11 protein-coding genes are annotated in these 12,735 nt (G+C 73.4%); 3 read left to right on the forward strand and 8 right to left on the reverse strand.

The window, feature by feature from the left end:
* Window position 1: 1 nt before the first annotated feature.
* From infB to rimP, 4 genes are all read right to left on the reverse strand, one after another.
* Complete coding sequence (gene infB, locus ACZ5DC_RS29695; RefSeq protein WP_468657755.1) at window positions 2-3,073, reverse strand: translation initiation factor IF-2; 3,072 nt, start codon at window positions 3,071-3,073, stop codon at window positions 2-4.
* Window positions 3,074-3,218: 145 nt separating this feature from the next.
* A complete protein-coding gene (locus ACZ5DC_RS29700; protein WP_468657757.1) occupies window positions 3,219-3,515 on the reverse strand; it encodes a YlxR family protein in 297 nt (98 codons plus the stop codon).
* 123 nt (window positions 3,516-3,638) lie between these two features.
* Complete coding sequence (gene nusA / locus ACZ5DC_RS29705) at window positions 3,639-4,625, reverse strand: transcription termination factor NusA (protein ID WP_366751170.1); 987 nt, start codon at window positions 4,623-4,625, stop codon at window positions 3,639-3,641.
* A 2-nt stretch (window positions 4,626-4,627) separates the two neighbouring features.
* A complete protein-coding gene (gene rimP / locus ACZ5DC_RS29710) occupies window positions 4,628-5,155 on the reverse strand; it encodes a ribosome maturation factor RimP (RefSeq protein ID WP_468657758.1) in 528 nt (175 codons plus the stop codon).
* A gap of 239 nt (window positions 5,156-5,394) precedes the next feature.
* Here rimP and ACZ5DC_RS29715 point away from each other — a divergent pair, with 239 nt between their 5' ends.
* Genes ACZ5DC_RS29715 through ACZ5DC_RS29725 form a run of 3 tightly spaced genes read left to right on the forward strand, consistent with a single transcriptional unit; the run spans window position 5,395 to window position 7,351 of the window.
* Window positions 5,395-5,895: a hypothetical protein gene (locus ACZ5DC_RS29715; protein WP_468657760.1), complete on the forward strand. Its 501-nt coding sequence runs from the start codon at window positions 5,395-5,397 to the stop codon at window positions 5,893-5,895.
* A complete protein-coding gene (locus tag ACZ5DC_RS29720) occupies window positions 5,892-6,392 on the forward strand; it encodes a ferritin-like domain-containing protein (protein ID WP_468657762.1) in 501 nt (166 codons plus the stop codon). The genes ACZ5DC_RS29715 and ACZ5DC_RS29720 overlap by 4 nt, the downstream gene beginning before the upstream one ends.
* Window positions 6,393-6,451: 59 nt before the next feature.
* Complete coding sequence (locus tag ACZ5DC_RS29725; RefSeq protein WP_468657764.1) at window positions 6,452-7,351, forward strand: aminoglycoside phosphotransferase family protein; 900 nt, start codon at window positions 6,452-6,454, stop codon at window positions 7,349-7,351.
* Window positions 7,352-8,090: 739 nt separating this feature from the next.
* Here ACZ5DC_RS29725 and ACZ5DC_RS29730 read toward each other — a convergent pair.
* The 4 genes from ACZ5DC_RS29730 to ispG all read right to left on the reverse strand — a co-directional run bounded on the left by ACZ5DC_RS29730 (window position 8,091) and on the right by ispG (window position 12,624).
* Window positions 8,091-9,797 (reverse strand): proline--tRNA ligase, encoded by a 1,707-nt coding sequence (locus ACZ5DC_RS29730; protein WP_468657766.1) that lies wholly within the window; start codon window positions 9,795-9,797, stop codon window positions 8,091-8,093.
* 73 nt (window positions 9,798-9,870) lie between these two features.
* Window positions 9,871-10,401, reverse strand: a complete 531-nt coding sequence (locus tag ACZ5DC_RS29735) for a GNAT family N-acetyltransferase (RefSeq protein WP_468657768.1) — start codon at window positions 10,399-10,401, stop codon at window positions 9,871-9,873.
* 20 nt (window positions 10,402-10,421) lie between these two features.
* Window positions 10,422-11,270 (reverse strand): GNAT family N-acetyltransferase, encoded by an 849-nt coding sequence (locus ACZ5DC_RS29740; protein ID WP_468657770.1) that lies wholly within the window; start codon window positions 11,268-11,270, stop codon window positions 10,422-10,424.
* A 196-nt stretch (window positions 11,271-11,466) separates the two neighbouring features.
* Window positions 11,467-12,624 (reverse strand): flavodoxin-dependent (E)-4-hydroxy-3-methylbut-2-enyl-diphosphate synthase, encoded by a 1,158-nt coding sequence (gene ispG / locus ACZ5DC_RS29745; protein ID WP_058082097.1) that lies wholly within the window; start codon window positions 12,622-12,624, stop codon window positions 11,467-11,469.
* Between the last annotated feature and the right edge of the window lie 111 nt (window positions 12,625-12,735).

The following is a 12,735-nucleotide window of genomic DNA, read 5'->3' on the forward strand; positions in this document are numbered from 1 at the left end:
GTTACGCCCGCGGCTTCTCCCGCATCTCGTACGTCGCGATGACGTCGTCGACCTTGATGTCGTTGAAGTTTCCGAGGTTGATACCACCCTCGTAGCCTTCGCGGATCTCGGTGACGTCGTCCTTGAAGCGACGCAGACCCTCGATGTTGAGGTTCTCCGCGATGACCTTGCCGTCGCGGATGAGGCGCGCCTTGGTGTTGCGCTTGACCTCGCCGGAGCGGATGAGGACACCCGCGATGTTGCCCAGCTTGGACGAGCGGAAGACCTCGCGGATCTCCGCCGTACCGAGCTCGACCTCTTCGTACTCCGGCTTGAGCATGCCCTTGAGGGCCGCCTCGATCTCCTCGATCGCCTGGTAGATGACCGAGTAGTACCGGACGTCCACGCCCTCGCGCTCGGCCATCTGCGCCGCGCGGCCGGCCGCGCGGACGTTGAAGCCGATCACGATGGCGTCCGAGCCCATCGCCAGGTCGATGTCGGACTCCGTGACCGCACCGACGCCGCGGTGCAGGACGCGGATGTCGACCTCTTCGCCGACGTCCAGCTGGAGCAGGGAGGACTCCAGGGCCTCGACCGAACCGGAAGCGTCACCCTTGATGATCAGGTTCAGCTGCTGGACCTCGCCGGCCTTGAGCACCTTGTCCAGGTCCTCCAGCGAGACGCGGCGCGTGCGCTTGGCGAAGGCCGCGTTGCGCTCGCGGGCGGCGCGCTTCTCGGCGATCTGACGGGCCGTACGGTCCTCGTCGACCACCAGGAAGTTGTCGCCCGCACCCGGGACGTTGGTCAGGCCCAGGACCTGCACCGGCGTCGACGGGCCGGCCTCGGCGACGTTGTTGCCGTTGTCGTCGAGCATGGCGCGCACACGGCCGTAGGCGTCGCCCACGACCATCGTGTCGCCGACCCGCAGCGTGCCTCGCTGGACGAGGACCGTCGCCACGGCACCGCGGCCGCGGTCGAGACGGGACTCGATCGAGATGCCCTGCGCGTCCTGGTTCGGGTTGGCCCGCAGGTCGAGCGAGGCGTCCGCCGTGAGGATCACGGCCTCCAGCAGCGAGTCGATGTGCAGACCCTGCTTGGCGGAGATGTCGACGAACATGGTGTCGCCGCCGTACTCCTCGGCCACCAGGCCGTACTCGGTCAGCTGACCGCGCACCTTGGTCGGGTCCGCGCCCTCGACGTCGATCTTGTTGACCGCGACGACGATCGGCACGTCGGCCGCCTTGGCGTGGTTGAGCGCCTCGACCGTCTGCGGCATGACGCCGTCGTTGGCCGCGACGACCAGGATCGCGATGTCGGTCGACTTCGCACCACGGGCACGCATGGCGGTGAACGCCTCGTGACCCGGGGTGTCGATGAAGGTGATCTTGCGCTCTTCGTCGTTGACCTCGGTCGCGACCTGGTAGGCACCGATGTGCTGGGTGATGCCGCCGGCCTCGCCCGCGATGACGTTCGTCTTGCGGATGGCGTCGAGCAGCCGGGTCTTACCGTGGTCGACGTGACCCATGACGGTCACGACCGGCGGACGGACCACCAGGTCCTCGTCGGAGCCCTCGTCCTCGCCGAACTCGATGTCGAAGGACTCGAGCAGCTCGCGGTCCTCCTCCTCCGGGCTGACGATCTGAACCGTGTAGTTCATCTCGTCGGCGAGGAGCTGGAGGGTCTCGTCGGAGACGGACTGGGTCGCGGTGACCATCTCGCCGAGGTTCATCATGACCGCGACGAGGGACGCCGGGTTGGCGTTGATCTTCTCCGCGAAGTCGGTGAGCGACGCGCCGCGGGAGAGACGGATGGTCTCGCCGTTGCCGCGCGGCAGCATCACGCCGCCGACGCTCGGGGCCTGCATGGCCTCGTACTCCTGGCGACGCTGCCGCTTCGACTTGCGGCCACGACGCGCCGGACCGCCGGGACGGCCGAAGGCGCCCTGCGTGCCACCGCGGCCACCGGGACCGCCGGGACGGCCGCCGAAGCCGGGACGGCCACCGCCGCCAGCGCCGGGACCGCCGCCGAAGCCGCCGCCACCGCCGGGACGGCCGGCGAAGCCGCCGCCACCACCCGGACGGGCACCGCCGCCGCCACCGGGACGGCCGGCGAAGCCGCCGCCACCGGGACGACCGCCGCCGCCGCCGGGACGACCGGCACCGGCCGGGCCGCGACCGCCGCCGGGGCCGGGACGCGGGCCGGCAGCGGGACGCTGCGGCATCATGCCGGGGTTCGGACGCGGACCGGCCGGGCCGGGACGCGGACCGCCCTGCGGCCGGGGCATGCCGGCCGGCGACGGACGGGCACCGCCCGGAGCCTGCGGACGCGGACCGCCGCCCTGGGCGCCGGGCGCCTGCGGACGGGGACCGGCGCCGGGGGCACCGCCGGGGCCGGGACGCGGACCGCCCTGCGGGCGCGGGGCCTGCGGACGGGCCATGCCGGCGTTGCCGCCGGAGGTGAAGGGGTTGTTGCCCGGACGCGGACCGGCCGGACGGGCACCGGGACGCGCGGCCTGGCCACCGGGGCGGCCACCGCCCTGACCCGGACGGGCACCCTGGCCCTGGCCGGGGGCCGGACGGGCGCCACCGGGCTTCGGGGCACCGGGACGGGCGCCGGGACGCGGGCCCTGGGCGGCCGGAGCCTGCGGGGCCTGCGCGGCCGGGGCCGGCGGAGCGGTGAACTCCGGGGCGGCCGGGGCCGGACGCGGCGCGGGCTTGGGACCCGGCACCGGGCGCGGGCCCGGGGCCGGAGCCTGGGCGGGCGCCGAGGGGGCCGACGGGGCGGCCGGCTGCTGGGCAGCGGGCGCCGTCGCGGGCTTGGGGGCCGCCGGCCTCGGGGCCGGAGCAGCCGGACGGGCCGCCTGCGCCGGAGAGGGCGCGGCGGGCCTGGGGGCGGCCTTGCGCGGGGCGGGCTTGCCGGCGGACTTGCCGTTGCCACCGCCCTGGAAGGCGTCGGTCAGCTTGCGTACAACCGGCGCTTCGATGGTCGAAGACGCCGAACGGACGAATTCACCGAGTTCCTGGAGCTTGGCCATGACGACCTTGCTCTCGACACCGAACTCCTTGGCGAGTTCGTAGACCCGGACCTTAGCCACTTCGCTCCTTTGAGGTCCGGGTTGAAGCCGGACCGTCGCTAGTTCATGGGCGTACTCATCGCGTACTCATCGAGTGCTCATCGCAATCTCGACCTGCTTTCGACTCGCGAGGTACCAGACCGCACGGGGTTCCGTGCGGCTTGTCTTACCGCGTTGCCTGCTCGGCAACTGTTGTCTGCTCGACGTATCGGCGCAACGCCTTTGTGTCGAGCGGTCCCGGGACGCGCAGTGCCCGCGGGAACGCCCGGCGGCGTACCGCCTGGTCGAGACAGACCAGGGCGGGGTGTACGTACGCACCCCGGCCGGGCAGCGTACCGCGAGGATCGGGGACGCACGCATCCCCGGTCTTCACGATCCGCAGGAGATCGTTCTTGGCCGCCCGCTCCCGGCACCCCACACAGGTGCGTTCAGGGCGTGCTCGGTCGTGCGTCCGGCCAGACACAGCTAAGTCTACCTCCCCGTACCGACCTCACCCCTTCGGGGCAAAAATCGAACGGCTGTTGTCGTGATCTCAGCGCCGGGCGGCTTGGATCTATTCCCCCGGCGCCTCGGGCCGCTCCCCGGTCTACTCCCCGGCCTGCTCGGTGTCGGGCCGGATGTCGATCCGCCAGCCGGTCAGCCGGGCCGCCAGGCGGGCGTTCTGGCCCTCCTTGCCGATCGCCAGCGACAGCTGGTAGTCCGGCACGGTCACCCGCGCGGACCGGGCGGCCATGTCCACGACCTCCACCTTGCTCACCCGAGCGGGTGACAGGGCGTTCGCGACCATCTCCGCCGGGTCGTCCGACCAGTCGACGATGTCGATCTTCTCGCCGTTCAGCTCGCCCATCACGTTGCGCACCCGGCCGCCCATGGGGCCGATGCAGGCGCCCTTGGCGTTCAGGCCCGAACGGGTGGACCGTACGGCGATCTTGGTGCGGTGACCGGCCTCGCGGGCGATCGCCGCGATCTCCACGGACCCGTCGGCGATCTCCGGCACCTCCAGGGCGAAGAGCTTCTTCACCAGGTTCGGGTGCGTACGGGAGAGGGTGACGGACGGCCCGCGCACGCCCTTGGCCACCCGGACGACGTACGACCGCAGGCGCATGCCGTGCGGGTAGGTCTCGCCGGGCACCTGCTCCTGCACCGGCAGGATGGCCTCCAGCTTGCCGATGTCCACCAGCACGTTCTTCGGGTCGCGGCCCTGCTGGACCACACCGGTGACGATGTCGCCCTCGCGGCCGACGTACTCGCCGAGCGTCGCGTCGTCCTCGGCGTCGCGCAGCCGCTGGAGGATCACCTGCTTGGCGGTGGTGGCGGCGATGCGGCCGAAGCCGGACGGGGTGTCGTCGAACTCACGGGGCTCCTGCCCCTCGGCGAGGTCGTCGGGGTCCTCCTTCGCCCACACGGTCACATGCCCGGTCTCCCGGTTGAGCTCCACGCGCGCGTGCCGGCGGCTTCCCTCGGTGCGGTGGTAGGCGATGAGGAGGGCCGACTCGATCGCCTCGACCAGCAGGTCGAAGGAGATCTCCTTCTCCCGAACCAAGCCCCGCAGGGCGCTCATGTCGATGTCCACGGCTACGCCTCCTCCTCTTCCTTCATGTTCTTCTCGCCGGCCTGGCCGGCGCTGTCCTTGCGGTTGAACTCGACCTGCACGCGCGCTCTGGCGATCTCCGGGAAGCCGAGTCTGCGGGCGGTGGCCTTGCGGCCCTTCACGCCGGGCACCTCGACGTCGACGCCCTCGTCGTCGACCTGAAGGATCCGCGCGACCAGCTCGCCGCCCTCCGTGAGCTGGAACCTCACGAGCCGGTCGGTGGCGCGCACGAAGTGCCGGTGCTCGGTGAGGAGGCGCTCCGCGCCGGGGGTTCCGACCTCCAGGTCGTACGCCGCGTCACCCATCGCGTTGGTCTCGTCCAGCTTCGCCGAGAGCGCGCGGCTCACATCGGCGACGGCGTCCAGATCCGCCCCGGCGTCGGAGTCGACGACCACGCGCAGCACCCGCTTGCGTCCGACGGAGTCCACGGCGATCTCTTCGAGATCCAGCCCCTGGGAGGTGACGAGCGGTTCCAGCAGCTCTCGCAGCCTCTCGCTCTGGGTGGTGCTCATCCGGGTGACTCCTCGGCCGCGTGTGCTGTTGTGGGATGGGTCGCGTGTCTGATCAAAGGGTACTGCCTCCGGCGGGGGCCGGATCGCAGGAGAGGTCCGGGGCGGTTCGCGGGCAGGACGGGCAGGACGGGCGGCCGTCGAGCCGGTGACGCGAGGCGGAGGGACTCGCGGGTACCGTGATCAACGGCGGGCCGGCGTTCCCGCCCGTGTGTTCGTACGAGCCCCCGAGGACGTCAGCCGTGCCGTACCCCCCGCCTCCGCGCGTGCCCCCGGGGCCGCGCAGAAGAACCCTGCTCGCCTCGGCCGCCGGCGGCGCCCTGCTGGTGGGCTGCTCGGCCGGACCAGGCTCCGGCGACGACGGTCCGTCGGCCGCGCAGCGGGCACGCGCGCGTGCGGCGCGCGACAGCCGGGGGCTGCTGGCGCGGTACGACGCCGTGCTCGCCGCGCATCCCGGGCTGGCCGGGCGGCTGCGCCCGCTGCGGGCCCAGGTGGCGGCGCACGCGGCGGCCTTCACGGACGGCACGGCGCCCACGGCCTCCGCCACGGCCACCGCCTCGCCCGCTCCCGTCCCGGCCGGCGAGAAGGACGCCGTGGCCGGGCTGGCCGCCGCCGAGCGCGCCCTCGCCGACCAGCGCGCCAAGGACCTGCTGGAGGTGCCGGGCGAGTTGGCGCGGCTGCTGGCGTCGGTCGCGGCGGCCGGGGCCGCGCACGCGTACCTGCTGACGGAGGGGGCCAAGTGAGCGACGGGACCGAGCAGGCCGCGGATGCCGAGCTGACCGCGTTGCAGGCCGCGCTGGCGGCGGAGCACGCGGCGGTGTACGGGTACGGCGTCGTGGGCGGACGGATCGGCGAGCCGCGGCGGGCGGAGGCGCGGTCGGCGTACGACGCCCACCGCGCGCGCCGGGACGCGCTGGTGCGCGCCGTGCGCGACCTGGGCGGCGCGCCGGTCGCCGCGAGCGCCGCGTACGCGCTGCCGTTCCCGGTCGAGGACGGGGCGGCCGCGCTGCGGCTGGCCGCGCGGCTGGAGGAGCGGGTGGCCGGCGTGTACTCGGACCTGGTGCGGGCCACGAGCGGCGCGCGGCGTGCCGACGCGGCCGGGGCGCTGCGGGAGGCCGCGGTGCGGGCGGTGCGCTGGAGCGGGGGGAGCGTAGCCTTCCCTGGTCTGGCCGAGCGGTCCGGCGAGCGGACGGGCGCGGCCGGCACGGCGCCGTCGCCGTCCGGGTCGCCGGCGCGTTGACCGCCGGCGGGGCGGCAGGACGGCAGGACGGCACCGGACACGAAGGGAACGACTCGCGCATGGCTTTCGAACCGCCGCAGCGCCTGGTGCGGGCGCTCGGTGAGACGGCACCGGCCGGTGACGACTGGCTGGCGCGGCTGCCCGCGGTGGCCGAGCGGGCCGTCGCCCGGCGCGAGTTGACCGTCGAGCGGGTGCAGGTGCCGGGCGGCCGCAGCAGCCTGGTGGTGCTGGTGCGGCGGGCCGACGGCACCCCGGCCGTGCTGAAGCTGGCGCCGCCCCGGGCCCGCCCGGAGAGCGAGCGGGCGGCGCTGGCGCACTGGGGCGGGCTGGGCGCCGTACAGCTGCTGGAAGCCGGGGCGGAGGACGGGGTGCTGCTGCTGGAGCGGCTGCACCCGGACGTGTCGGTGCGGTCGCTGCCGGAGGCGAAGGCGCTGCTGGAGGCGGCGGGCACGCTGCGCAGGCTGTGGGTCGCGCCGCCGGCCGGGCACGTCTTCGAGACCGTCGCCGAGCGGACCGGACGGCAGGCGGTGGCGATGCGGGCGGGTGCCGGGGCCGACCCGGAGGCGGCCCCGCTGGTGGAGGCGGCCCTCGCCGCCCGTGCCGAGCTGCTGGCCGCGCCGCCCGAGCACCTGCTGCTGCACGGCACGTTCCGGCAGAGCAAGGTCCTCTCCGGGGACCGGATGCCCTGGCTGGCGGTGGGCCCGGACCCGGTGGTCGGCGAGAGCGCCTTCGATCTGGCGCGGCTGGTGCGCGACCGGGTGGAGGACCTCATCGCGGCGTCCTCCGGGCCGTCCACCACCCGGCGCCGGATCAAGCGCCTCGCCGAGTCGCTGGAGGTCGACCAGGAACGGCTGCGGGGCTGGACCCTGTTCCGGGCGGTGGAGTCCGGGGTACGGGCCCGCCGGGTCGGCCGCGAGAAGGACGCGGAACTCCTGCTGGAGTTCGCGAGCTGGCTCTGACCGGCCGACGCCGCCGTGCCCGGACCGGCGACGAGAAGCGGCGCCATCGAGCCGGGCGCGGGCGGGCCGCGTCGGCCGGCGGGGCCTGATGCGCGCGAGACCCGTCGGCCGGCGGCAGCCCGGTGCGCGCAGGCCGCGCAGGCAGCGGAGCGTGCTAACACGAGGGGCCCCGCGCGAGCGCGGCCGAACGACGGGGCCAGGCGGAGCCAGGCCGGGCCACAGGGCCCGCGAGCCGTGAAAGGCTCCCCCGCACCACCGAGCCAGGCGCGGCGGAGCCTACGGCGCCCGGACCGCGCAACGCGCCAACGGAAGGGCCCCGCGCGAGCGCGGCCGAACGACGGGGCCAGGCGGAGCGCGGCCGGCCCGCCACCCTCGGGAGCCGTGAAGGACAAGTCGTCCGGCGCCGGCGAGCCGGTCGCGGCGGGGCCTGATGCGCGCGAGACCCGTCGGCCGGCGGCAGCCCGGTGCGCGCAGGCCGCCCAGGCGATGGACGGCGCCGACGCGAGAAGCCCGCGCGAGCGCCGCCGAACGTCAGCGCCTGGGTGAGCGGGGCCGGGCCGCCAGGCCCGTGAGCCGTGAAGGACAAGTCCCCGGCACCACCAGGGCTCCGGGCGCGGCGACCGCGCCCGGGCTCACGGACTGCACGGGCTCCTGGGACGCCCCGGTCCCATGAGACGCCCCGTGTCCATGGAACGCCCCGGGGCGGACCCGGGGTGTCCCTCGCCGCTGCCGCTCCCGCTTACCGTGCGGTCAGGCGGGCGATCGCGGCCTCGACCGTCAGTTCCTCGCGCTCGCCGGTCTTGCGGTCCTTCAGCTCCAGGACGCCCTCGCCGGAGCGGCGGCCGGCGACCAGGATCTGCGGGACGCCGATCAGCTCCGCGTCGGTGAACTTCACGCCCGGGGAGACCCCGGCGCGGTCGTCCACCAGGACGCGGACGCCCGCGGCGGCGAGCTTGTCGGAGACCTCGAGGGCCAGCTCGGTCTGGAGCGCCTTGCCGGCGGCGACGACGTGCACGTCGGCCGGGGCGATCTCCTTGGGCCAGACCAGGCCGTGCTCGTCGGCGGTCTGCTCGGCGAGCGCGGCGACGGCACGGGAGACGCCGATGCCGTAGGAGCCCATGGTGACGCGGACCGGCTTGCCGTTCTGGCCGAGGACGTCCAGCTTGAGCGCGTCGGCGTACTTGCGGCCCAGCTGGAAGATGTGGCCGATCTCGATGGCGCGGTCCAGCTTCAGGCCGGTGCCGCACCGGGGGCAGGGGTCGCCCTCCTGGACCACCACGACGTCCACGTACGCGTCGACCTCGAAGTCCCGGCCGGCGACGACGTTCCTGGTGTGCGTGTGCTCCTTGTTGGCGCCGGTGATCCAGGCGGTGCCGGGGGCCACGCGCGGGTCGGCGATGTACTTCACCTTCTCGCCCAGGCCCTGCGGGCCGACGTAGCCACGGACCAGGTCGCCGCGCGCGGCGAAGTCCGCCTCGGTGACCATCTCGACGGTGGCCGGGGCGAAGTGGGCCTCGACCTTGCCCAGGTCCACCTCGCGGTCCCCGGGCACGCCGACGGCGACGATCTCGCCGTCCACCTTGACCAGCAGGTTCTTCAGCGTGGCGGAGGCCGGGACGCCGAGCGAGGCGGCCAGCGTCTCGATGGTCGGGGTGTCGGGGGTCGGGATGTCCTCGGCGGCGGGCACGCCGGAGGCGTCCACCGGCTTCAGCTCGTACGTGATCGCCTCGGTGTTCGCGGCGAAGTCGCAGTTCGGGCAGTCGGCGAAGGTGTCCTCGCCGGCCTCGGCCGGGGCGAGGAACTCCTCCGACTTGGAGCCGCCCATGGCGCCGGCGGTGGCCGCGACGATGCGGTAGTCGAGGCCGAGGCGCTCGAAGACGCGCCGGTAGGCCTCGCGGTGCAGGGCGTAGGACCGGGCGAGGCCCTCGTCGTCCAGGTCGAAGGAGTACGAGTCCTTCATCAGGAACTCGCGGCCGCGCAGGATGCCGGCGCGGGGCCGGGCCTCGTCACGGAACTTGGTCTGGATCTGGTACAGGATCACCGGCAGGTCCTTGTAGGACGTGCACTGGTCCTTGACCAGGAGGGTGAAGATCTCCTCGTGGGTGGGGCCGAGGAGGTAGTCGCCGCCCTTGCGGTCCTTGAGCCGGAACAGCTCCTGGCCGTACTCGTCCCAGCGGCCGGTGGCCTCGTAGGGCTCACGCGGCAGCAGGGCGGGCAGCGTGACCTCCTGGGCGCCGATGGCGTCCATCTCCTCGCGCACGACGCGCTCGACGTTGGCGAGGACCTTCTTGCCGAGGGGCAGCCAGCTCCAGATGCCGGCGGCCGTGCGGCGGACGTAGCCGGCGCGGACGAGGAGCTTGTGGCTGAGGACCTCGGCGTCCGCCGGGTCGTCGCGCAGCGTCTTCGCCATCAACTGGGACATGCGCTGGACCGGTGCGTTGGCCATGGTTCTCGTACTCCTGCCGGGTAAAGGTGATGGCATGGAGGTTAGCCGGGCCGCCCGTGCCGGTGGAAATCGGTTAACGCCTGCGCAGTGGCAGCGGGGCGCCCATCACGGCGTACGGCCTCGGCGCGCTCGGGAAGTGGACTTGGCGGGCGAGGTCGACGTAGCCGAGGGAGTGGTAGAGGCCGCGGGCGGGGCTGTCGGTGTCGATCGCGGAGAGGATCGAGCGGGGTTCGTCGGCGGTGTCGGTGATGGTGGTGATCAGACGCCGGCCGATGCCGCGGTTCTGGTGGTCGGGGTGGACGTGCAGTTCGGTGATGACGAAGGAGTCGTCCAGCCAGAAGTCGTTGCCGCCCGCGCGCAGGTAGGGCTCGACGACGGTGGACCACCAGTGGGTACGGCTGTTGGGCATGCCGTAGACGAAGCCGACGAGCCGCCCCCGGACGGTGGCCCCGTAGGCGCGCGCGCCGCGGTACTGCATGTGCCGCTGGACGATCTGCCGGCGCACGGCGACCTCGTCCGGGCCGAGCCCGAAGGCGAGGGCTTGGACGGCGAGGGCCTCGTCCACGTGGGCGGTGAGGTCCAGGGGGCCGATCACGAGGTCCATGCGGGGAGCGTACAGGGCGGTCAGAAGAGCACGCTCATGAAGGCTCCCACCTCACGGAAGCCCACCTTGCGGTACGCCCTGCGCGCCGCGGTGTTGAAGTCGTTCACGTACAGGCTGACCACGGGGGCCACGTCGGTCAGGGCGTAGCGCAGTACGGCCGCCATGCCGGGGGCCGCCAGGCCCCTGCCCCGGTACTCGGGGGCCACCCACACGCCCTGGATCTGGCAGGCCTGGGGGGTCGCCGCGCCGATCTCCGCCTTGAACACGACCCGGCCCTGGTCGTCGACGCGGGCGAAGGAGCGGCCGGAGCCGACGAGTTCGGCGACCCGGGCCTGGTAGAGCAGGCCGCCGTCGCCGGCGAGGGGCGAGACGCCGACCTCCTCGGTGAACATCGCCACGCACGCCGGCATGATCGTCTCGATCTCGTCCTTGCGGACGCGGCGGACGTACGGGTCCGGGGTGATGTCGGCCGGCATACGGTCGGTGACCATCAGCGGCTGGTGGGCGCGGACCTCGCGGGCCGGACCCCAGTGCGGCTCCAGCAGCCGCCACAGTTCGGCGGTGGATTCGGCGGGGCCGACGATGGAGGAGCAGCGCCGGCCGGCCCGGCGGGCGCGGTCGGCGAAGGCGCGGACGGCGCGGGGGGTGGCGCAGATCGGCACGAGGTTGGCGCCCGCGTAGCACAGGGACGTGAGCATGCCGTCCTCGTACCAGCCCCACATCTCGCCGCCGAGCCGCCAGGGGTCGAGGCCCGCGACCTGGACCCGGGAGGTCACGAAGGCGTTCGCGACCGGCTCGCGGTCGAGGACGGCGAGCGCGGCGTCCAGGTCGCCGGGTTCGAGCACTCGTGAGGTGGTCTGGGTCAACACGTGCGGGGCCTCACGCTGGGGGTCTGCTGATCTCCGCACTATAGCCGCGCCGGCTTCGGGGTGCGCCTCCGAGGCCGGGGGCCGGGATCGCCGCCGACCGCGGGCCGGCCGTGGCCGCGCGCCCCCGTGGCCGAGCCGCGCATCCAGCGTGGTCCCGCGCCCCTTGCGGGGCGCGGTCCGGCCGGTGCCGGAAAGCTCAGCCCGCCACCGACACCGACGGTTCGCCGGAGGCGACGCCCTCGGCCTCCATCTGCTCCGCCAGCTTCATGGCCTCCTCGATGAGGGTTTCCACGATCTTGGACTCGGGGACGGTCTTGATGACCTCGCCCTTGACGAAGATCTGCCCCTTGCCGTTGCCGGAGGCGACGCCGAGGTCGGCCTCGCGGGCCTCGCCGGGGCCGTTGACGACGCAGCCCATGACGGCGACGCGGAGCGGGACCTCCATGCCGGTCAGGCCGGCGGTGACCTCTTCGGCGAGCTTGTAGACGTCGACCTGGGCACGGCCGCAGGACGGGCAGGAGACGATCTCCAGGCCGCGCTGGCGCAGGCCGAGCGACTGGAGGATCTGCAGGCCGACCTTGACCTCCTCGACCGGCGGGGCCGAGAGGGAGACCCGGATCGTGTCGCCGATGCCCTGGGAGAGCAGGGCGCCGAAGGCGACGGCCGACTTGATCGTGCCCTGGAAGGCGGGGCCGGCCTCGGTGACGCCGAGGTGGAGGGGGTAGTCGCACTGTTCGGCGAGCTGCCGGTAGGCCTCGATCATCACGACCGGGTCGTTGTGCTTGACGGAGATCTTGATGTCGCGGAAGTCGTGCTCCTCGAAGAGGGACGCCTCCCACAGCGCCGACTCGACCAGGGCCTCGGGGGTGGCCTTGCCGTACTTCTGGAGCAGGCGCTTGTCCAGGGAGCCGGCGTTGACGCCGATGCGGATCGGGGTGCCGTGGTCCTTGGCGGCCTTGGCGATCTCCTTGACCTTGTCGTCGAACTGCTTGATGTTGCCGGGGTTGACGCGGACGGCGGCGCAGCCGGCCTCGATGGCGGCGAAGACGTACTTGGGCTGGAAGTGGATGTCCGCGATCACCGGGATCTGGGACTTCTTCGCGATGGTGGCGAGGGCGTCGGCGTCGTCCTGGGTGGGGCAGGCCACCCGGACGATCTGGCAGCCGGAGGCGGTCAGCTCGGCGATCTGCTGGAGGGTGGCGCCGATGTCGGACGTGCGGGTCGTGGTCATCGACTGGACCGACACGGGCGCGTCCCCGCCGACCGCCACGCTTCCGACCTGGATCTGCCGGCTCTTCCGGCGCTCGGCGAGCTTGGTCGGAACGGACGGCATGCCGAGAGAAATCGCAGTCATCTGCTGTGCAACCCCAAGTCGTGAATCAAGGTCCGGTCCCGTGCAACGGCGGGCTCCAGGCTTTGAGATTACGGCACCGGGTCCCGCGTCAGCACATCCCACCCGTAAACC

The sequence above is a fragment of the Streptomyces sp. NPDC031445 genome, assembly GCF_055581365.1.